Origin of the sequence: Georgenia sp. Z1491 (assembly GCF_049856175.1) — a bacterium.
Lineage (GTDB): Bacteria > Actinomycetota > Actinomycetes > Actinomycetales > Actinomycetaceae > JB111.
This window is the reverse complement of record NZ_JBNDNA010000001.1, coordinates 235,699-257,225: the sequence shown is the minus strand read 5'-3', so window position 1 is coordinate 257,225 and position 21,527 is coordinate 235,699. Positions and strand designations below refer to the sequence as shown.

General features: G+C 70.8%; 16 protein-coding genes. 2 read left to right on the top strand and 14 right to left on the bottom strand.

Annotated elements, in window-relative coordinates; all coding sequences use genetic code 11:
• Window position 1: 1 nt before the first annotated feature.
• From ACPYO4_RS01255 to ACPYO4_RS01210, 10 genes are all read right to left on the bottom strand, one after another.
• The gene (locus ACPYO4_RS01255) at window positions 2-1,453 is read right to left on the bottom strand and encodes a Zn-dependent hydrolase (RefSeq protein ID WP_425707383.1); all 1,452 of its coding nucleotides are present in this window, start codon (window positions 1,451-1,453) and stop codon (window positions 2-4) included.
• Window positions 1,450-2,013, bottom strand: coding sequence for an L-2-amino-thiazoline-4-carboxylic acid hydrolase (locus ACPYO4_RS01250; protein WP_425707382.1), 564 nt, complete (start codon window positions 2,011-2,013; stop codon window positions 1,450-1,452). Before ACPYO4_RS01250 ends, ACPYO4_RS01255 begins: the two co-directional genes overlap by 4 nt.
• 108 nt (window positions 2,014-2,121) lie before the next feature.
• Window positions 2,122-4,902 (bottom strand): alpha-amylase family glycosyl hydrolase, encoded by a 2,781-nt coding sequence (locus ACPYO4_RS01245; protein ID WP_425707381.1) that lies wholly within the window; start codon window positions 4,900-4,902, stop codon window positions 2,122-2,124.
• Between the two features lie 227 nt (window positions 4,903-5,129).
• Window positions 5,130-6,749, bottom strand: a complete 1,620-nt coding sequence (locus tag ACPYO4_RS01240) for a DEAD/DEAH box helicase (RefSeq protein ID WP_425707380.1) — start codon at window positions 6,747-6,749, stop codon at window positions 5,130-5,132.
• Window positions 6,750-6,992: 243 nt separating this feature from the next.
• Entirely contained in the window at window positions 6,993-7,823 is an 831-nt protein-coding gene (locus tag ACPYO4_RS01235; RefSeq protein WP_425707379.1) for a VOC family protein, read from the bottom strand.
• 101 nt (window positions 7,824-7,924) lie between these two features.
• A complete protein-coding gene (locus ACPYO4_RS01230; RefSeq protein ID WP_425707378.1) occupies window positions 7,925-8,800 on the bottom strand; it encodes a fumarylacetoacetate hydrolase family protein in 876 nt (291 codons plus the stop codon).
• Between the two features lie 50 nt (window positions 8,801-8,850).
• Window positions 8,851-9,729: a VOC family protein gene (locus ACPYO4_RS01225; RefSeq protein WP_425707377.1), complete on the bottom strand. Its 879-nt coding sequence runs from the start codon at window positions 9,727-9,729 to the stop codon at window positions 8,851-8,853.
• 279 nt (window positions 9,730-10,008) lie between these two features.
• Window positions 10,009-10,677 (bottom strand): flavin reductase family protein, encoded by a 669-nt coding sequence (locus ACPYO4_RS01220; RefSeq protein WP_425707376.1) that lies wholly within the window; start codon window positions 10,675-10,677, stop codon window positions 10,009-10,011.
• 105 nt (window positions 10,678-10,782) lie between these two features.
• Window positions 10,783-11,961 (bottom strand): acyl-CoA dehydrogenase family protein, encoded by a 1,179-nt coding sequence (locus ACPYO4_RS01215; RefSeq protein ID WP_425707375.1) that lies wholly within the window; start codon window positions 11,959-11,961, stop codon window positions 10,783-10,785.
• A gap of 114 nt (window positions 11,962-12,075) precedes the next feature.
• A complete protein-coding gene (locus tag ACPYO4_RS01210) occupies window positions 12,076-13,734 on the bottom strand; it encodes an FAD-dependent oxidoreductase (protein ID WP_425707374.1) in 1,659 nt (552 codons plus the stop codon).
• Between the two features lie 215 nt (window positions 13,735-13,949).
• On the opposite strand from ACPYO4_RS01210, the gene ACPYO4_RS01205 reads away from it, so the two are divergent.
• Together ACPYO4_RS01205 and ACPYO4_RS01200 are read left to right on the top strand one after the other, a co-directional pair.
• Entirely contained in the window at window positions 13,950-14,993 is a 1,044-nt protein-coding gene (locus tag ACPYO4_RS01205; protein WP_425707373.1) for a 2-hydroxyacid dehydrogenase, read from the top strand.
• Window positions 14,994-15,131: 138 nt separating this feature from the next.
• On the top strand, window positions 15,132-15,845 hold the full coding sequence (locus ACPYO4_RS01200; protein ID WP_425707372.1) for an IclR family transcriptional regulator: 714 nt from the start codon (window positions 15,132-15,134) through the stop codon (window positions 15,843-15,845).
• Window positions 15,846-15,949: 104 nt separating this feature from the next.
• Here the strand turns inward: ACPYO4_RS01200 and ACPYO4_RS01195 are convergent, their stop codons facing one another.
• The 4 genes from ACPYO4_RS01195 to ACPYO4_RS01180 are packed head-to-tail and all read right to left on the bottom strand — an operon-like array spanning window position 15,950 to window position 21,472.
• Window positions 15,950-17,047, bottom strand: coding sequence for an LLM class flavin-dependent oxidoreductase (locus tag ACPYO4_RS01195; RefSeq protein ID WP_425707371.1), 1,098 nt, complete (start codon window positions 17,045-17,047; stop codon window positions 15,950-15,952).
• 56 nt (window positions 17,048-17,103) lie between these two features.
• Window positions 17,104-18,009 (bottom strand): alpha/beta fold hydrolase, encoded by a 906-nt coding sequence (locus ACPYO4_RS01190; protein ID WP_425707370.1) that lies wholly within the window; start codon window positions 18,007-18,009, stop codon window positions 17,104-17,106.
• The gene (locus tag ACPYO4_RS01185; RefSeq protein ID WP_425707369.1) at window positions 18,006-19,808 is read right to left on the bottom strand and encodes an FAD-dependent monooxygenase; all 1,803 of its coding nucleotides are present in this window, start codon (window positions 19,806-19,808) and stop codon (window positions 18,006-18,008) included. The genes ACPYO4_RS01190 and ACPYO4_RS01185 overlap by 4 nt, the downstream gene beginning before the upstream one ends.
• Window positions 19,808-21,472: an FAD-dependent monooxygenase gene (locus ACPYO4_RS01180; protein WP_425707368.1), complete on the bottom strand. Its 1,665-nt coding sequence runs from the start codon at window positions 21,470-21,472 to the stop codon at window positions 19,808-19,810. The genes ACPYO4_RS01185 and ACPYO4_RS01180 overlap by 1 nt, the downstream gene beginning before the upstream one ends.
• Between the last annotated feature and the right edge of the window lie 55 nt (window positions 21,473-21,527).

Sequence of the window (21,527 nt, the reverse complement as noted above, 5' to 3'; positions counted from 1 at the left end):
GTCAGGGGAGGCGGGCGTCGAGGTCGAGGACCACGCGCAGCAGCACCTCGGCGCCCACAAGCGCCCACTCCGGCGTGATCGCCTCCTCCTCCGCGTGCGACACGCCCCCGACGCACGGGATGAACAGCATCCCGGTCGGCACCCGCGAGGCGACCTGCACCGCGTCGTGCCCCGCGCCGGACACCAGCTCGCGCGGCGGGTGACCGAGCTCTGCCGCCGCACGCGCCACCGCTCCGGTGACGAGCGGGTCGAACGTGACGGGCTCCGCCCGGGAGATCTCGCGGACCTCGGCGACGACGCCGCCGCGGGTGGCCCGGTCGACCGCCTCCCGCACCTCGGCGACCATCGCCTCCAGCTCGGTCCGGTCCGGGTGGCGGAGCTCCACTGTCAGCGACGCGCTGCCGGGCACCACGTTCGGAGACCCCGGTCCGACGACGAGGCGCCCCACCGTCGCCCGCCCCACCCCGGGACGGGCGAGGCCGATCCGGTGGACGTCGGTGACGACCTGCGCCGCGGCCACGAGCGCGTCCCTGCGGGACTCCATGGGGAACGTCCCGGCGTGCGCCGGCGAGCCGGTGAGCTCGACCTCCAGCCAGCACATCGCCTGCACGCCGGTGACCGTCGCGACCCTGAGCCCCTCGGCCTCGAGGAGCGGGCCCTGCTCGATGTGCGCCTCGAGGTAGGCGGCGTGCTCGTCCGGGGTCACGACGTCGGACCCCGCCCAGCCCGTGACGGCGAGCGCCTCCGCCAGCGTCTGCCCCTCGGGCGCGCCGGGCACGTCCAGACCGTCGCGTGAACGGGACGCCAGCGCCGCGCCCGCGTCGAGACGCCCCGCGTACACCGAGCTGCCACCCATCATCGGCGCGAACCGGGCGCCCTCCTCGTTCGTCCAGTCGACGAGCTCGACCGGGTGCCGCGTCACGTGGCCGGCCCGCTCGAGCGCGTCGAGGACGGCCAGACCCGCGACGACGCCGTACACCCCGTCGTACCGCCCCGCGGACGGCTGCGAGTCCAGGTGGGAACCGACGAGGATCGCTCGGGGGTCCGCCACGTCACGTCCCGCTGCGGGCCCGGTCCCCGCGGTGGGGTCGCGTCCCGTGGTCGCGCCGACGTCGCTCCCACCGCCGGGGCGTCGGAGGAACATGTTGCCCACCCGGTCCACGCGCGCGCCGGCTCCGGCCTCGGACGCGCGCTCGCGGAGCCAGGCGCGGGCATCGGCGTCGTCGGGACCTGCAGCGAGCCGGTGGAGACCGCCGGCGGGGGTCGCCCCGAACGTGCTCACGCGCTCGAGGTCGGCCCACAGGCGCTCGCCGTCGATCATCACCTCGCGGTGGGGCGACGTGTCGTCGCCCGGGCGAGCACCGCCGTCGGGAGACGCCGCCTTCCCCGGGTGAGGGCCGCCGTCGGGGGACGCCGCTCTCCCCGGGTGAGCCCCGCCGTCGGGGGCGTTCACCGGTCCCGCTCCTCGGCGGCCACGTGGGCGACCTCGCCGGAGTCCTGGTGCGCGGCTCCGGTGTGGGCGTTCGGGGCGCCGGCGGGCCTGCGGTAGCGGAAGTCGCAGTGGGAGGCGCCGGACATGATCGTCTGCGTCCGCTCCAGGGTGATGCTCGGGTCGTAGCCGAAGGGGAACTCGAAGTCCCGCGTGCAGGACAGCAGCTCGCCGATGTCCCCCAGACCCATCTCGTGGTAGGTCTCGGCGTACCGGCAGCGGTGGACGTCGTAGGAGTAGACCTCCTCGGTGGCCTCCAGGGTCTCCGTCTGCAGGGCGTCGTCGGCCTTCCACAGGTCCTGGAGGTCGATGAACGTCCGCAGGTTCGAGCCGCCCGGCTCGCGCTGCGCGAGGCGGGCGCCCTGGGCGCGGGCGTCCTCGCGGATCGCCTCGGTGAGGATCTCCCTGGCCCGCTCCTCGCCCAGCTCGCGGACGAGGATCCGGTGCACGGGAGCGAGGATCGCCGCCTCGATCCGCCGGCGCGTGAGGATGGGGAGGTCGTCGTCGCTCGTCGGGGTGGTCATGGATCCAGTGTCCGCCACCCGGCCCACGCGCAACAGTCGTCGATCGTGGGGCGCGCTCACTGGCCGTTTCGGGGGCAGAAGTCCGCTCACTCGCCAGGGGTGGGACGGTCAGGCGAGCTGGAGGACCGCCACCGTCCACGGCTGCACGGCGTAGTCGCCCTCGACGACCTCCGCCACCGCGGTGGGCCACACGTTGCCCTGCTCCTCCGCCCACGGCGCGGTATCGACCACCCGGTGCCAGCGCAGGCCGTCGTGCTCCTGGCCGAGGGCGAAGTCGACCACGTCGGTCGTCATGTTGACGCACATGAGGTAGTCGTGGCCGCCGACCGGTGAACCGTCGATGTGCACACGCACCGCACGGTCGCCCGCCTGGGTGCCGCGCGACGCATCAGGGGAGCCGAAGAGGTAGCTGACGTCGCCGTCGTCGAGGTGGACGCCGCCCCACTCGCGCTGCCGGAGCGCGGGCTCCACACGACGCAGGTGGGCGAGCGCCTGCGCGAACGGCAGGAACGGGCTGGTGCCCTCGGGCGTCGCCGCCTCGCCCACGTTGTCGTGATAGGCGGCCTCGACCTGGCCGGTCGGGTCGACCGGCAGCTGCGTCGGGCGGTTGGAGGTGGCGAAACCGTAGTTCGTCCACATGCCCACCGAGTTGAGCGACCAGGGGTTGTTGTTGCCGTTCTGGGTGCGTCCGAGCTCGTCGCCGGCCACGATCATCGGCACGCCGCGCGCGAGGAACAGCACCGTGAGGAACGAGCGCAGCCGGGCCCGCCGCAGCGCCTGGTCGCCGCCGGAGTCCCACGACCTGTTGTCGTCGGAACCGCCGTCGGACGGACCGAACGGCGGTTCGCCGTCGTTGACCTTGTCGTTGTAGGAGACGAGGTCGAGCATGGTGAAGCCGTCGTGCGCCGTGACGAAGTTGATCGAGCGCGCGGGGCCGCCCTGGTCGTGGAAGTGCGGCCAGTCGCCGTTGACCTGCTCGACGAACGCCATCGTCGAGCCCTCGCCGCGCAGGAAGTCGCGCACCGCGTCCCGGAACCGGCCGTTCCACTCGCCCCAGCCGGCGGGGAAGTTGCCGACCTCGTAGCCCCACAGGTCCCACGCCTCGGCGATCACCTCGATCCGGCGGTCGGCCGCGAGGTCGCGGATCGAGGTGAGCAGCGGGTGCAGGGGGTAGAACTCCTTCTGCCCCTCCCAGTCCTCGCGGGCCGAGTCCTCGGGCGCGCGCCCCAGCACCGGTGCCAGGTCGAACCGGAACCCGTCGACGCCCATGACGTCCGTCCAGTAGGCCAGCGAGTCGAGCACGAGCCGCTGCGAGGCCTCCGAGGAGAAGTTCACCTGGTTGCCGGTGCCGGTCGCGCCGTCGACGAGAACGTGGTCGTCTGTCTGGACGTAGTACTCCGCCGTCGCGAACCCGCCGAGGGAGACGAAGGCCGACGTGGCGGGGTCGCCACCCCAGCTGCCGCCCTCGCCCGTGTGGTTGTAGACGACGTCGATGTACAGCTCGATCCCCTGCTCGTGCAGGGCGCGGGCCATCTCCTTGAACTCCCGGGTGGGGCCGCCGGGGCTCGTGTCGCAGGCCAGGTCGCGGTTCGGCGCGAAGAACGCCAGCGTCATGTAGCCCCAGTAGTTCGACGTGCCGTCGTCGCCCGGGCGGGCGGTCGTGTCCGTGGCCTGCACCGGGAGGAGCTCGAGGGTGGTGAGGCCGAGACCCTTGAGGTACGGCGCGAGCTGCCCGACCCCCTTGTACGTGCCGCGCGCCTCGTCGTCGACGTTGCGCACGCCGGAGAAACCACGGCGCCCGGCGAGGTCGTCGCCGAGCGTGGTCACCGACGGGTGCGCGGTCATCGCGTGCGTGTGCCCCTCGTAGATGCTCGTCCCCTCGGACAGCAGGTGCGGGTGCGTCCCGAAGGACGTCTCGTCGACGACGACGATCCCCTTCGGCGCGATCCGGCCAGTGTCGACCTCGCGTCGGGGCCTGCCGTGCTGCGCGTGGGTGTCCGGGCCGCCGGCGAAGTCCTCGGGGGTCCCGCCCTCGGCCTCGATGAGCGAGGAGGAGAGGTTGTGCGTGATCTCGCGGGCGTAGGGGTCCAGGAGGACCTTGTTCGGGTTGAAGCGGTTGCCGACCTCGTCGTGGTCCGCGGAGAAGCCTGCCGCCGAGCCGCCGCGGGACCAGTCCTCGTGGGGCTCGAAGCCTGGCCCCCAGACGCGATAGCCGTACAGGGTGCCGTGGCCGGCGCCCTCGACGCGGGCGCGCCAGATGCCGTCGTGCCCGCGGTGGGTGTCGACCTCGACGGAGGCGTCGGTGCCGGTGGCCGACGGGTAGATCTCGAGCAGCACGCGGGTGGCCGCCGGTGCGTGGACCGCGAAGGTGGTGGGGCTGGTGCGCGAGGTGCTGCTGCCCGACGTGCTGCTACCGGACGCGCTGGCGCCGGCGGCGCTGGAGCCGGACGCGCTGGTGCCGGCAGCGACGGCGTGGGCGCCGAGCGGGTAGGAGGCGGTGGCCCACTCACCCTCGTCGACGGGACGGATCGTGGCCGGAGCGTCGTCGCTCGCAGTCGGCCGGTCGTCTGCCGCGAGCCCGTTGTTGCCCCCCGGGGCCCGGCCGCTCCGCGGTGACGGGGCCGGGGACGACCCGGGCTGATCATCGGTCGGCGTTCCGGCCATGGGCACCTCCTGCTCGACGTCCGGGCCGGCGCTCCGACCGGACCCGATCTGCGCACGCTCCGGCCCCGGCCCGAGGACGCGCGGTCCACGCGGACGCCTGGCCCGGAGGTTCGTCAGGGGCCGCAACCTGCGCGCCGAGACGACCGTGACGACTCCCGCGCCGGCGGCGGCCAGGGCCACGAGCGCCTTGCCCACGCCGTCGGGGATCCCGTTGGTTCGTGCCATGCGTCCATTGTGGCGGCACAGGAGATCGTGTGCCCGGCGGCGCATGCGCAGCGCCTGCGCGACGGGCGCGGGAGAGTAAGGCTCGGTGAGACCGAGGGCCGTTCGTCATCGGATCAGGGCGAGCCGCCCGGCTCTCCCACCAGATCAGAGGTAATCGGCGAGATCAGAGGAAACAACCCCTGCACTCGCACAGTTTCCTCTGATCTCGTCCAGGGAAGGGACGCGAGTCAGCCCTGATCGGTCGCCGGACGGGTCGCGCGGCGCGGACCTCGACGGCCCGAGCCCGAGCTCGATGCACCGGACGAGCCAGGACGGTGCGCAGCCGCGCCACCCTTCTGCCCGCCGGCGCCACCGCCGGGGCGACCACCGCGCTCACCACCGGGCGCACCGCCCGAGCGTCCGCCGGGCTGACCGCCCTGACCGCCGGAGGACCGGACGCCGTGCTCGACGAACGGCGCGCCTCCGCCCGAACGACCTCGTCCGCGGCCGCGCCCACCGCGTCGGCGCCCGGAGCCGCCACCCGCCGGCGAGCCTCCGCCCCGACCGTCACGACGCGCGTCGCCAGATCCGGCGCCACCACGCTCGCCGCCGTTGCCGGAGCCGCCACCCGGACGACCACCGGAACGCGCGCCACCACCACGCCCACCGGCTGCGGGCTCTGCTGCGACCGGGTTCTCCTTCGCGCTGCCGTCGGCGATGTCGGCGAGGACGCCGTCCCCGGGGCGGACGCGGTGCAGCGTGGGCCGGATGCCGGCGGCGCGCATGAGGCTGCGCACGTCGGACGTCTGGGCATCGGTCGACAGCGTGACGACCGTGCCGGAGGCGCCGGCGCGCGCGGTCCGCCCGGACCGGTGCAGGTAGGCCTTGTGCTCGGTGGGCGGGTCGGCGTGCACGACGAGCGCGACGTCGTCGACGTGGATGCCGCGGGCCGCGATGTCGGTGGCGACCAGCGTGGGCGCCGAGCCCGAGTGGAACGCCTCGAGGTTGCGCTGCCGGGCGCCCTGCCCGAGGTTGCCGTGGAGCTCGACGGCCTGGTGACCGCGCGATCCGAGCTGCTTGGTCAGCCGCTTGGCCCCGTGCTTCGTGCGAGTGAACACGATGGCGCGCTCGGCCTTGCCGGCGAGCTCGGCGACCACGTCGATCCGCTCGTCGTCGCGGACCTGCAGCACGTGGTGCGCAGAGGTCGGCGGCGGCGCGGTGGCGGAGTCGGCCTCGTGCACGACCGGGTCGGTGAGGTACTTCTTCACGACGACGTCGACACCGGCGTCGAGCGTGGCGGAGAACAGCTGGTGCTGGGCCGAGCGCGGGACGGTGTCGAGGATGCGGCGGACCATCGGCAGGAAGCCCATGTCGGCCATGTGGTCGGCCTCGTCGAGGACGACGATCTCGATCCCGTCGAGGCGCGCCTCGCCCTGGCCCATGAGGTCGAGCAAGCGGCCCGGGCACGCGACGAGGATGTCGACGCCGGAACGCAGCGCGGTGACCTGCGGGTTCTGTCCGACGCCGCCGAACACGGTGCGGGTGGTCAGGCCCGCGGCGCGTGCCAGCGGGTCGAGGGTCTCGGTGATCTGCAGGACGAGCTCGCGGGTCGGGGCGAGGATCAACGCACGAGGGCGACCGCCGGAGGTGCGCCGCGGGCGCTCCGCAGCCGCGAGCCGCCCGACGAGCGGCAGGCAGAACGCGTAGGTCTTGCCCGAACCGGTGCGGCCGCGGCCGAGCACGTCGCGGCCGGCGAAGGAGTCGGCCAGCGTGGCGGACTGGATCGGGGTGGGGGTGGTGATCCCGGCGCGCTCGAGCACGGGGAGCAGGGTCGGGGGCACGCCCAGGCGTGCGAAGGCAGTGGTCATGGCGGGGTGAAGTCCGTCCGTCGTCGACCTCGTCCGGGCGCTCGGCCCGCGCGGGTCGCGGCGGGGGCGCTGGTGGCGGGTTCTCCCGCGGCACCGGCAGCCCGGGACGAGGAACGTGCGGACTGCCTGGTCAGAGTACGCCACACCCGGTCCACCGCGCCGTCAGGGAGACCGAGGTCTCCCTGACGGGCGATGCGCGCAGGCGCCCGACGGCGTCGCGCACGCCGGGCGCGCAGGCGCCCGTCAGTCGGAGGTCGGGCCCATGAGGTGGAAGACGCCGCCCTGGTCGTCGGCCACGGCGGCGAGCCGCCCGTGCGGGGTGTCCCGCGGCTCCGACACCACGGCGCCCCCGATCTCGACGACCCGCCGGACCGAGGCGTCGGTGTCCGGGGTGCCGAAGTACACCGACCAGTGCGAGCGGTCCTCGGACCCGGTGGGAAGGCCCGTGATGCCGGCTCCGCCGTCGGGCGCGTCGCCGAGCACGGTGTACGTGCCGTCGCCGTCCCCGGCCTCGTCCCGCTCGAGCTCGCGGCACTCCCAGTCGAGCACGTCGGTGTAGAAGTCGACCGCCGCGTCGTGGTCCGCGGACGCGAGCTCGAACCACACCGGCGTCCCGTTCCCGGGCGCGGCCTGGACGCCCTTGAGGATCTCCGCCTCCCAGAGGCCCACCTCGCCGTCGGTCGGGTCCGACACGATCGCGAGACGCCCCCACGACGACGCCGACCGCGGGGCCACGAGCACCGTGGCCCCGGCCGACTCGGCGGCCGTCACGGTGCCCTCGAGGTCCTGGGTCGCGAGGTAGACCGACCACCTGGCCGAGCCACGGTCGTCGTCGGACATGGGGCGGAACCCCGCCACGCGCTCGCCCTCGAGGACGCCGAAGGACATCCGCTCACCGGCCGGGCGGTTGTGCTCCCATCCGAACAGCCGCCGGTAGAAGCCGGCCGCGCGCTCCGTGTCCCGGACCGACAGCTCGATCCAGGCGGGCTCGCCGCGCCCGTAGCTGCGCGGACGCGCAGGGGTCGCTCGTTCCTTCTCGTCGGGCGTCGTTCCGGTCGTACGTGACGTGGCCAAGACGTACCTCCTGACGGCGCGCCCACGGGTGGGCGCGAGCGGTCGCGGTCACTACCAGCGTACGACTCCCCCGCCCCGGCCCATGGGGCGCCCCGGGTGCCTCAGAGCCAGGACGGCAGCTCGGCGACCCGCTGGCGCACGGTGTTGGTGAGGACGCCGACGCCCTCGATCTCGACCTCGACGACGTCGCCGTCCTCGAGCAGTCCCTGGGGCTCCATGAAGAACCCGACGCCGCCAGGCGTGCCGGAGACGATGACGTCGCCCGGGTTGAGCGGGGTGACGGTCGAGATGTGGGCGATGAGCTCGGGGATGTCGAACGTCAGCTGGGCGATCTTCGCCTGCTGCCGGACGTCGCCGTTGACCCGGGTCGTCAGCGTGGACTCCAGCAGGTTCGGCACCTCGTCCGGGGTGACCATGGTCGGGCCGAACCCACCGGTGCCCACGAAGTTCTTGCCGGCCGTCCACTGCGGCGTGGCGCGCTGCCAGTCGCGGGCCGTGAAGTCGTTGTACGGCGCGTAGCCGGCGACGTGGTCCAGCGCGTTCTCGGTGCCGACCCGGTAGGCCTGGGTGCCGATGATGACCGCCAGCTCGCCCTCGTAGTCGAACTTGGAGCTCTCGGTCGGATAGATCGCGTCGGCGCGCGCACCGATCTGGGACTCGATCGTTCGGATGAACAGGGTCGGGGCAGGCGGGCGCTCGCGGCCGGCCTCCTTGGCGTGCGCCTCGTAGTTGACGCCGACGCAGATGATCTTGCCGGGGGCGGGGATCACCGGCAGGTAGGTGACGTCGGCGAGCGCCACGCGCGGGGCGCCGGCGGGCAGGGCCGCGGCATCGGCCGGCAGGGTGCCCGCGGTGATGGCGTCGGCAAGGCTCGTGGCGACGTCGGCTCCCCCAGGACCGAGGACGACGACGTCGTCACCGTCGACCGCGCCCCACGTCGGGGCGAGCTCGGCGGTGGTGAAGGTGGTAAATCGCATGCAGTGCCTCCAGGGAAGGTTCGAACGTCTACAGGAAGGATCGTGCCAGGTCAGGCGCGCGGGGTGGCGGGGAGCCCATGGCTGCGGAAGTTGTCGCCACGGTAGGTGCCCCACCGGTTGATCCAGCTGTCGTCGCCGTCCTCCCACACGATCGGCGGACGGAAGTCGTCGTAGATCTGGTCCATGTCGGTGTAGACCTCGACGACGTCGCCCGGCGGCTCGACGTAGTAGCCGGCGATGTTACGGCCCGCGCCGTGCCGGACCGGCCCCCACACGGCGCGCTGCTCCCCGAGCCGGTCGAGGCGGTCGAGGACCTCAGTGATGTCCCCGACCCCGCGCATCTCCCACGCGTGGTGGTGGAGCTTGCCCGGCCCGGCCAGGAGCGCGATCCCGTGGTGCTCGGAGTTGCACCGCAGGAAGTAGCCCATGTTCCCGATGACGTCTGACGTCATGAACCCGAGGTCGTCGGCGAAGAAGGCGCGGGCGTCGGCGAGGTCGGTGACGTGGAGATTGACGTGACCGAACCGCTTGGTGACCGCCGGCGCGTGACGGGTCGCCTCGCCGGACATCGAGAGGTACAGGGAGAACACGAACCCGTCCGGCCCGACGACGGCGAAGCCGCCCTCGACGCCCGGCGTCAGCGGCCCCTCGGCGACGATCTCGCGACCGGCCGCCGTCAGGGACGCGCGCAGCTCGGCGAGCGCGGCGGCGTCGCGGACCTTCAGCCCGATGTGGTCGACCGCGTTGTGGTCGGCGGCGATGTAGACGATCTCGTGGCTCACCGGCGCGGCAGCCAGATAGACGCGATCCACCTCTCGTGCGGTGACATGCAGGCCGAGAACCTCGACCGCGATCTGCACGCTGTACTCGAGGTCGGTGGTGCGGATGGCGAGGTAGCCCATCTCGCTGACGGCGCGCGTGAGGTTCACAGGTGGTCCTTCTCCTGGTCGGTTCTGGTGAGGGGCAAGACGGCGGCCGGGATCGGCATCGGGCCCGAGGAAAGACAGCGGCTGTCAAGGCGGCCGAGCGCACGCGGACGTGACGGAACAGCTTGGTGACGGCAGCCGCGAGCCCGCGCGGGTCGAGAGCGCCTGCGACGTACAGCTCGGGCCGGGCCAGCGGCAGGACGCGCAACTGTAAGGGGCCCGCGGATGCGGCCCGCTCGGACCCCACGGCGGGGCGGCCGGAGCACTGCGGGCGGCTACCGACTACGCGTGGGGGCCGTGCAGGTCCCACTCCAGCCAGACCTGCGGCGGGAGGTGGGCGACGTTGTGCCACTGCCCGCGGTAGAACACGAGGGAGTCCTTGTTCTCGGAGTGACCGAAGTCGACGACCTCGCCGAGGAAGAGGACGTGGTCGCCGCCGTCGTACTCGCGCCAGGGTGTGCATGAGAAGTGCGCCAGGCTGCCCGCGATGCGCGGCGAGCCGAACTGGAAGTCCCACTCGATCTCGTGGCCCTCCTGCGGGCTCCCGGCAAACTGCAGCGCCGTGGACTTCTGGTCACCCGCCAGAACATTGATCGTGAATGGTTGATCCATGAGCCGTTGCGCGGCCTGGCTCTTGCGCGTGAACGACACGAGGAGGAGTGGCGGATCGATCGACACCGAGGTGAACGAGTTGACGGTCGCGCCGAAGTACTCCCCGTCGACCTCGTAGGTCACGACGGTGACACCCGTTGCGAACTGCCCAAAGGTGTGGCGGAGCGCACGTGGGTCGTCGAACTTTTCTCCCCGCCGCTCGACCGACGCCAGCGCCTTCGTCGCAATGGCCTCCCCCGGTGCCCCCTCACGGAGGTCGTCGCCCTTCTCGAAATGCACACCGACATCGGCATCCTCCACATCGGTGCGTCTGTCGATCTGTCTGGTCTGCTGACTCATCACGGTCTCCTTCGTCTGGTCGGTGGACCTGGCCGCCGCGCTCGCACGTGTCGGAGCTCGCTGGGCCGACGGGTGGGCGTCGTCTCTCGCATGGCGCACGAGCCGTCAGACCATGGCGAGGTCGGTCTCGGTCGTGCCCGTCATGAGTTCGCCATAGCCGACGTAGAGGCGGTCCCACGAGAGGCTGAAGTGGTGCGATGCGGCGATCCCGTCGCGGTAAGCCTGGTCGAGTGCGTCGCCGCGGAAGAGCGAGCGGGCTCCGGAGATCTCGTAGATGCTCGAGAGCGCACCCGCCGCCGTCTGGCCTGCCCAGGCGATGTCACGGCGCCACCGGACGCGCTGCTCGTGCGAGAACCCGCCCTCGATGTCGACCGTGTCGATGGCGGTCTGGAGCGTGTCCCGGACGACCGTGTGCGCGGCGCCGATGTCGGCCGACGCCTTGCCGAGGACGAGGTGCACCTCGGGCCGGCTCGAGCGCTTGACGCCGCCGAGCCCTCCGATGACGTTGGCCGTCCCGCCCGTGAAGGCATCGACCGCAGCGAACGCAGCGCCGACCACGGTGGCGATGACACCCGTGCCGAAGAGCTGCGCCAGCGGGACGCGCAGGGTCTCCGTGCCATACGCGCGCGAACCGTGCGAGTCGCCGTCGCTGGACTCGCCCATGTTGATGGTCCGACGCTCCGGGACGAAGAGCTCGTCGATGTGAACGTCGTGACTGCCGGTGCCGCGAAGGCCGTTCGTGTTCCAGTTGTCGAGCACCTGGACCTCGCTCGTGGGCACGAGGTGGGCGATGGGGCCACGCTCGCCGAGGGCCTGGAGGACCACCCAGTCCGAGTGGTTGATCCCACTGGAGAAGTCCCAGTCACCGCTGAGGACGGTGCCGCCGTCGGCCGCCTTCGTCTTGCCCCTCCACGGGCTGAACCCCGTCGCGATCGTCGGCAGCCCGTCGCCGAACAGCTCCTCGTGTGTCTCGACCGGGAACATCGCCCCGAGCGTGCCGTGCACGGTCCAGTTGCCCGCGACCCACGCGGCCGAGGCGTTCCCCCTGGCCAGCTCGACGCACGCGTCGAAGACGGCGACCGGTCCGAGGTCGCTCCCACCGAGCTGGGTGGGGACCATCGCCCCGATGATCCCGAGGTCACGGATCTCCTGCGCGGTCTCGGGGGTGAGCCGGCGGAGCTCGTCGAAGGTCTGGGCGCGCTCGGCGAGCTTCGGGGCGAGAGCGCGAGCGCCCTCGGCGAGGCCCTCGGCGGTGACGGCCCGGGGGGTAGTGGTCTGTGCCATCGGGTGGTCCTTTCGGATGTGGTCGGTCTGGGTGCTCGTCACCTACCGCGGGCGAGCGTCGGGTCGTAGACGTGAGCGCGTCGGGACGTGGATCCTTATGCACGCGTCGTCCATCTATGCGGAGAGCACGGTCTGCAGCTCCTTGACCGGCTCGGCGGCGGCACGGCGTCCGGCAATCGCTCCGAAGGTCAGGGCGGGCGCGAGCGTCGCCCCCGCCGCGAAGTACCCCTTGCCGCTCCCGGAGGCGACGCAGTTGCCCGCGCCGTAGAGGCCGGGGATCGGGAGGCCCATCGCGTCCAGCACCTGGGAGTCTGTGTTCGTCAGCGGACCGCCCTTGGTGTCGAGCGTGCCGGCCGTCGCGATGGTGGCGTAGAACGGGCCGGTGTCGCTGATGGGGTGGAGCTGCTTCGACGGCAGGTCGCTCTCGCGCAGAGCCGGGGTGTTGTGCATCTGGAGCACGATCTCGATCGGGTTGTCGCCCCGGCCGAAGTCGTCGTCGCGGCCCTGGCGGGCCAGCTTGTTGAACCGCTCGACCGTCGCGGCGAGCGTCTCCTCGAAGTGGTCGTCTAGCTCGTATCCGCCGGTCTGCTCAGCGAGCGAGCCGAACCGCTCGCGAATGTTCGCGACAAGCTCGGGCCAGGTGGCGCCCTTGATGACGTGGGAGTCGTCCTCGCCTGCCGGAGGGATCGGGTTGTCGTTCCGGTTCGGGTAGCCGTTGAAGATCCGCTGGCAGTCGTCGTCCCAGATCATCAGCTGGAACAGGTTGGGGAACTCTGAGCGCGCACCGTCCCACCCGAAGAATCCCTGGGCGAGCTCGTTGTACACCGCATGCTCGTTCATCACCCGTCGGCCGTACCTGTTGACGAAGACCATGCTGTCGCCGGGCGGGGCGAACAGGCTCGCGTAGTCCGGGTCGTCCTGGCAATTGATCCACTTCTCGAAGGTGGTCGGCGCGAACCACGCGTTGTTCATGTTGCGCAGCTGGGCACCTAGGCTCGTCGCGAGCGGGATGAAGTCGCCCGTGTTGGTGACCGCCGCGCATGACCCGAACGTGGGGTGGGCGAGGAAGTTGCTGAGGTACTCCTCGTTCCGACCGAACCCGCCAGTTCCGAAGACCACCGCCTGGCGGGCGCGGAATGACCTGAGCCCCTCGGAGGTTCTGGCAGTCACACCCGTGACGGCCCGCGCGTCGTTCACGAGTAGTTGGACCACCTCGTGCTCGGTGTGCAACGGGATGCCGGCCTCCTCGCCCGCGCGGACGAGCTGCGCCACGAGCTCGTCGCCGTATCCGAGCTCGCCGTCCTCCGTCGACATCATCATCACGCGGCCGCGCGGCGCCTTGTCCTCGGGGAGGTTGGCGAAGTAGTCGGGCACCTCGGCGCCGTGCATCACGCGGAGCGCGCCACGCTCGACGAGGTTGTCGAGCACACCGCCGGCCTCGTCGTAGAAGGTCGCCAGCCAGTCGTACTCCCACCGGTCCAGTCCCAACGTCGGCGCATCGGGCTGATAGCGGTGGGGACGGGCGAGCTTCGCCATGTACCGGAGGGCGTCCGTCCTCTCGTCGGTCAGTCCGGCGGATCGGAGGTAGCTGTTGTTGGGCCACCAGGTCCACCCGTGCGACTTGAAGGTGGTCCCGCCCACACGCGACCCCTTCTCGAGCATGAGGACGTCCGCGCCCTCCCACGAGGCGTTCAGAGCCGCAGCGAAGGCCGCACCCCCCGATCCGACGACGATGACGTCGGCCTCGGCGGCGAACACCTCGTTCGGCGTCACGGCACGGCTCGGCTGAAGAGGTCTGCTCGAAGTCTCGATCGGGACCACGTTGTCACCTTTCTCATTTATCGCGGCATTAGCGCCTATATCTGATCTAAGCGCACACAGTTGGTCCAGTCAACAGGCACTCCGCTTGCTAGCGTCAAGGCGCGGGGAGCGGGTCAGTTCCCTGTTGACACATGCATGACAGGTCGCGCCGACCGGGAGGTGGTGGGATGCAAGGGCAGCACCGGACTCGTCGACACGACGAGCACGTGTCGAGACCCGCTGTTGCGCCGGCCGTCGCGGTCACGTCGGCGATGGACTCCGGTGAACTGTCAGCGATCACGGCGGCGCTCGACGGCATCGCTGACGTTGCCCCACTCGCCGAGGTCGGTGAGCAGGAGCGCGCGGGGGCCTTCGAGCGCGCGTCCGCGTTGATCAGCTGGCATCCCGATCGGGAGGTGACAGAGGAGGACTGGCACTCCGCTGTGCACGTCCGGCTCCTGCAGACCGTATCGGCCGGCCTGGATCACGTCAGCGCCCGTCGGATACCGCCTGGCGTCACGGTGGCCACGAACGCCGGCGCCTACGCCGAACCCATGGCCGAGCACGCCATCGCAATGATCCTCGCGCTGGCCAAGCGCCTGCTCGGCGCTCACAGTGAACTGGCGACGGGTGTCTTCGACCAGACCACGACCGGACGCAGCCTAGTCGGGCAGACAGCCGTCATCCTCGGGTACGGCGGGATCGGCCGGGCCGTCGCCAAGCTGCTCCGGCCGTTCGGAGTGCGGGTGATCGGGATCAGCCGGAGCGGGACGAACGACGGGACCGCCGACGACGTGGTCGACGTCCACGAGCTCGCCCGGACGCTCCCGCATGCCGACATCCTTGTGTTGACGCTGCCGCTCACGCGCCGGACCGCAGGCCTGATAGATGCGGAAGCGCTGGCGTCGATGCGCGACGACGCGATCCGTGTCAACGTTGCACGAGGCGAGATCGTCGACCAGCAGGCGCTCTATGCGCGCCTGGTCGCCGAACCCCGGTTTCTTGCCGGCATCGACGCGTGGTGGGTCGAGCCGTTTCGCCACGGCCGCTTCGAGCTCGACCATCCGTTCTTCGAGCTACCCAACGTCCTCGGTTCGCCACACAACTCGGCGTCCGTGACGGGCGCCCGGCGGGCAGGTGCCCAGCGAGCCGCAACCAACGTGGCTCGCTACCTGCGCGGAGAACAACCACAGGGCGTGGCCACGGCCGACGACTGGTTCAGCGACCACTAGCAGGCGGCACCCACCGAAATTCTCATTTATTGACAGTTCCAGTACTATATCTACGTATACGCAACAGGCGTCGCCCTTCCTCCGCAGCACGGACCATGGGCACGGACTCTGGAGCAGCGGATAGTGAGGGGTCTTCACATGGCGACCGACAAGAATCGACCGGTACAGGGTTCACAGACTCTTGCACGTGGGCTGTCCGCGCTGCAGCTGATCTCCGACTCACCGGACGGTCTCACGGGGGCCGAGGTTGCTCGAGCGCTCGACGTCCATCAGTCGATCGCCTACCGGGTCCTGCAGACACTTGTGCAGTACCAGATCGTCCGCCGTGACCTCGACGGGCGGCACCGGGTCGGCCTCAGCGTGCTGCGGTTGGCGCAGTCGGCCCGGTCGGGCTTCCGGTCGTTGCTCCTTTCCACCCTCAAGCACCTGAGCGAGGCCACAACTTCGACCGTGGCGCTCTACGTCGAGGAGAACGATGAGGCGGTCGCCGCCCTCGTCGTCGAACCCGGCACCTTCGCCTACGTCAACCGGTTGGGCGAGGGCAGTCGCCACCCGCTCGACCGCGGGGCGAGCGGGTACGCGCTTCTCTCGCTCCGCCAGCCACACCCTGACGAACCCACCAAGGTCACCGAGGCACGCGATCAGGGCTACGCCCTCACCCACGCCGAGGTCCAGCACGGCTTCTGGGCGCTAGCGGCCCCGCTCGACCCGACGCTCGTCGCCGCACGCGTCTGCCTCAACATCTCCAGCCCGAACGAGGACGCCATCAGGGCTGCCGTCCCGCTGCTCCTCCAGGCGGTGCAGGACATCAAGGACCTCGTCGAACGCAGGCCTGACCCGGCCGGGAGCTGAGGTCGGCCGCCTGCGAAGACCACCTAAAGTGTCGCATCGTCGGCTCGTTCGACAGTCGGCCCCGGAGCATCTGGCGATGCTCCGGGGCCGGCCGCTCGATGAGGTCAAGCGCCCTCAGGGGCCGGCGGTGTCGGGAGGTTCGGCCGGACCTCCTCGGCGAGGAGCCGCATCGACTCGAGCGAGCGCCCCTCGGCGTCCCACTCGTGACCGGCCACCGCGAGGACGCCGAAGCCGCCCGTGAAGTCGTACAGGTCACGCAGCTTCTGGGTGACGGTCTCGGGGCTGCCGACGATCCAGATGTTGTCGAGGAAGAACTGCTCGTCAATGACGTCGTCGGGGATCGAGGGGTCGTCCTTGAAGTTGATCATCTCGCCCAGCATCTTGAACAGTGGCACGAGGTAGCTCATCCAGTCGCGCCCGAGCGCGCTGTTCAGTGCGAGCTCCTGGGCCTCCTCATCGGTTCGTGCGACGACGACCTCTCGGCTGACCCGCCACTGACGCCGGTCGGCCACGCGGCCCGCCTCCTTCGCCGCGGCCTCGTACACCTCCCACTGCTTCTTCACCGTATCGGCAACGACGAAGTTGACGCTCATGGGGATCCAGCCGTTCGCCCCTGCGTACCCGAGCATGTCCGACTTGGGGCCCGAACCCGCGGCTGCGATGGGCGGATGCGGCTTGGTGAACGGCCGCATGTGCAGACGCACGCCGGCAGCCTCGTTCGGCTCCGGGACCGTGTAGCGGAAGAACTCGCTCTCGTGGAGTCCGGGCTTCGGGTCGTCCCAGAGGTCGAGGACGGCTGAGAGCACCTCGCGTGAGCCGGTGCGCTGCTCCTTCTTGAAGAAGTCGACGTCGAACAGTGCGCCGTCGGTCGGTAGTGCGCCGTTCCCGACACCCCACATGAACCGGCCCTGTGCCATGTGGTCGAGGAGCGCGATACGGCTGGCCAGATGGACCGGGTGGTGGTAGCTGAGGGAGTTGACGCCGGTGCCGAGGCGGATCCGATCGGTGCGGCCCAGCGCATTGGCGATGAACAGTTCGGGCGAGACGAGCGGCTCCCACTCGTTGGAGAAGTGCTCGCCGAACCACGCCTCCTCGAAGCCGAGCCGGTCGAGCTGCACGACCTGGTCGAGGTCGCCGTGCAGCCAGTCTTCGACCGGCGTGCCCGGGGGGTGAAGCGGCATGAGGAAGTATCCGAGGTCCATGTGGTGACTCCTTCGTCGTTGATCGTGCGTAGGTGGTGCGAGTGCCAGTCGGTGGGTCAGGAAGCTCTTGCCGGGTCAGCCGGTGAGGATGCCGGACGACCGTCCGCCACCTCACGCCAGAAGTCGCGGACGACGGACACGACCTCGTCTGGTCGATCGAGGTTCGGCGCATGCAGATGGTCGACCTCGACGATGCGCGCGTCGACGAGTGCCTCTGCCACACGGTCCGCCCACTCGGGGAACAGCAGGACGTCACGTGCGCAGCGCACGAGGAGCGTCGGCGTCGTGATGCCCCGGAGCTGGTCCGGCCACGAGTCCTCGACCTTGGACCGGAGATGGTGAGGGATCTTGATCGCCGGTGCGAGTACCGATCGTGCATGACCCGACTGGGACGCCCAGTGGAGTCGCCGATCCAGGTAGGACTCGAAGTGGGCGGTATCCGTGTCGACCAGCAGGGCCGCAATCCGCGCCAGGTCCTCGCGGGTGCCGTCCCACTCGCCGAGCTCACCCAGCGACTTCTCCGTCCGCCAACCACCACCCGTACCGGCGATACTGACCAGCGAACGGATCGGGAACGTGTCGGGCCCGGCCAGCGCACGTAGCCCCGTGGCGCCGCCGAAGGAGTTGCCTACCACGTCCACTGGAGCGCGCACCCCGAGCTCGGCAAGAACGCTCGCGATGTGCTTGATCCGGAAGGAGTGCGGCGAGCGGTCGAGGAACACGATCTTGTCGCTTCCCCCGAACCCGAGCAGGTCAGGGGCGATGACACGCCGGTCGCGGGCGAGCTCGGGGATGACGTACTCCCAAGACACGTCCGCGCTCCCGCCCCAGGCCCCGTCATGCAGGAGGAGGACCGGCTCGGCGTCGGCCGGGCCGGCGAGCAGGATGCGTGTCGAGTACCCGCCGCATTCCAGTTGCGTCTCGGTGATGGACTCGTGCAGCTCAACGGAATGAGCACTCACGGCGCAACTCCTTCGCTCGTGCGGATGGACAGCGACAGCACGTGCTCGAGCGCGGCCGTCAGCGCGTGCCGCGCCGCGTCGCGGTCGTCGGGTGAGACCGCGTGTCGCCAGGCGATGTACCCGTCCGGGCGTACTAGGAGGGCGCCGGCCTCATCGATCTGCCGGGCCTCCTGCCAGCTGCGGTAGAGGTCCGCGACCTCGGGACCGTCGACGACGACGCAGCGAAGGTAGGGAAGATCCAGTTCGCCGACCACCTCGGGCCAGTCGGTCCCCGAGCAGCCGGTGACGAGCGTGAAGCACCCGGCGCCGACGACGTCCAGGGTCGACACGCGGCGACCGTCGGGGCCCACCAGCCATGTGTGCGGGAGCTTGGCACCCGGTCGGGTGGTCGGTGTGGCGTACAGCTCCGGGTCCTCGGACCACTGCTCGTCGTCGTTGCCGTCGCTGATGACGGCAGCGGACGAGTAGCGCTGGTTGTGCTCGACTCCGAGAGCGTTGAACTCGTATTGCTTGACGGCGAGCGCCTGACCGAGCGCGTCCCGGGCCCGAACCCCCTCATCGGACGGGTCGGACACGCGTCGGAGCACCGAGTCCTTGGCGCTGCCGGGCACCTGCCCGAGTGCCGCGTGGAGCTCTACGTAGTCGCGTCGGGACTGATTGGCACGGCCGACGACATGGCGCCCGACAGGCACTCGCTCCGCCTCGTACGTCTCCAGCAGCTCGGGCCCCGCCCAGCCCTTGAGGACGTAAGCCAGCTTCCAGGCGAGGTTTGCCGAGTCCTGGACGCTCGTGTTCGACCCGAGACCGCCGGACGGCGGGTGGCGGTGCACGGCGTCTCCGGCACAGAAGACGCGCCCCTTGCCGAATGTCGTCGCGTAGGCCTCGTTGACCTGCCAGACGGAGGTACCGAGCACCTCGACGTCGATGTCCGGGTCGCCGATGAACTCGCGGATCCTGCGGGTGACGGTCTCGGTCGACAGGTCCGCTTCGCCGTCCGCGGGGTCGAACCCCCACCCGGCGATCCACTCCCCCCACTGGCGCACCGCGCGCAGCAGACCGAGACCGATCTCGCCGTAAGCACCTCCGTCCGAGACGATCCAGTAGAGGATGCTCGGCCGATGAGCGACGAGGTGCGTGAGGTCGGCCTCGAAGCGGACGTAGACCGTGGAACCCCGGCCCATGTCGCCCTCGAACTCGAGGTTGATGTCTCGAGCTACGGCCGAGCGCGCGCCGTCGGCCCCCACGAGGTACTTCGCCCGCACGACGGACTCGGTGCCGCTGAGCGTCTCGCGCACCCGCACATCGACGCCGCCGCTGTGCTGTGTGTGCCCGAGGTACTCCGTGTTGAAACGCACGCGCGCACCGCGCTCGCCCGCGTTCCGAACGAGCACGGACTCGAGGTAGGGCTGTGGGACGTCGACCATCTCGGAGGGGCTCGAGCGTACGTACCGTCCGTGCTCGTCGTCGCCGCTGCCCCAAGCGCGGATGCGCGCGATCTCGGGCCCCGCCAGGGAGGTGGTGAACAGCGTGTCCCCCATCTGATCCCACGGGGACCCGTACGTCATCACCTCGTCGTCGACGCCGAGGTCCCGCAGGACCTCCATCGTCCGCTGGTTCGTGATGTGCGCCCGCGGCGAGTTGGCGAGCCACGGGAATTGCGTGAGCGCGTGCACCCGCAGCCCGTAGGAGGCCAGCGTGAGTGCGGCGGTCAGCCCGGCAGGACCGGCACCGACGACGAGCACGTCGATCTCCGGCTCCGCAGCCGGCGGAGCAGCGGGCGGGCGAAGTCCAAAGAACATCAGATCGCCCCTACGGTGTCCCGGTCGTGCAGCTGATTGCGGACAGACAGCTGGCCGCGAACGGTGTCGACAATTCGCCGGGGGTCCCCGGGCACCTCGGAGGCGCTCCAGGCGACGTGTCCGTCCGGTCGGACGAGCACCAGGGAGCGGCCGTAGACCGACGCGACCTCGTCGCCATCGAGGTCCACGACCTCGACCGGCATGCCGACCGCCGCTGCGGCCTCCACCAGGGAGCCGCCGTCGTCCGCCGGTGCGCCGACGCGGAGGAGCACGAACGACTCACCGAACAGATCGAGCGTGGACCGGCCCTCGGAGAGCCACACGTGCGGAGCGCGGGCGCCCGGGGTCACCTTCGGCTCGTAGTCCTGGGCATCGAACTCGGGGTAGGTGCCCGGCGTGGTGCAAACGATGCCGGACGAGGCGTAGCTGTAACCAAGGTGGATGCCGAGCGGCCGCCAGGCCTTGAGACTGCCCTCGACGAGGCGGTCGCCGATCTCGCGGCGCTTCCGGCCGGCCTCGTCCGTATCGGCCGCGATGTCGGCGTATGCGGTGCTGCCGACGAGCCGGTCGTAGTCGCGCAGCGACTCCGCGAGGGTGATCTGCGCGATGGGGCGTCGCTCGGCGCCGTAGGAGTCCAGCAGGTCCTCGCCGGCCCACCCGGCCAGGGCGGCCTCGATCTTCCAGCCGAGGTTCATGACGTCGGCGATGCCGGTGTTCATGCCGAAGCCGCCGTTCGGGGGGCTGCAGTGCGCCGCGTCGCCGGCGATCAGGACGCGACCGCGTCCGAAGGTCGCCGCCATCGCCGCCCGCCGCTTCCAGCGCCCCTGCCGCACGACCTCGTAGGTGAAGTCGTGTCCGATCGCGCGCCGGATGGCGGGGTGCGGGTCGAACGTGTTCGCGGCCTCCCGGCCGACAGCGTACACCGACAGACGCCAGCGGCGTACGCCGTCGACGGCGACGATCGTTGCCCAGGTCCCCTGCGGGCCCACCAGCGAATAGCGGACCGCCGGACCCAAGGCGTGCTCGGCCAACAGGTCGTCGCACTCGAACTCGATGTCGACGGAGTAGTCCACGGTGAGCTCGTCGACCGGGATGTTTAGGGCTTCACCGACCTTGCCGCCGAACCCCTCGCAGGAGATGAGGTAGTCGGCGCGGATGGTCTGCTGCTCACCGGTCTTGAGGTCGGTCACCAGCGAGGTCACGCCGTCCGCCGACTCGGTCAAGCTCTCGAACTCATGCCGCCGCAGGATCGTCACGCTGTCCTTCGACTGTGCGGCACCCTCGATGATCGGCTCAAGCCAGGGCTGCGGGCAATGCACCTGGAACTCGGGGCTGAGCTCGGTGTAACCGGGAGAGCCCGGCTGCCCCATCGGCGCCCCGGGCGCGCGACCGAGCTCGTAGCCGTCCAACGAGGTGACGAACAGGTTGTGCAGCGGGTAGTCCTCAGGGAAGCCCCAGGTGCTCATGGCCTTGGCGATGCCCAGCTGGCGCGCGAACTCCAGCGTCCGGACGCTGACCTGCATGACCTTGGCCTGGTCGCTGCCACGCTCCTCGCGATCCACCACGACGGTGCGGACCCCTCGCCTGCCCAGGTCCGCGGCGAGGAACATCCCAACGGGACCGCCGCCGACGATCAGCACGCTCACGTCGCTCGATGTGGTCACAGGTCAACCTTTCTTTCGTGGGTGGTTCGGCGGTAGAGCGGCGTTCGGTGGGCCG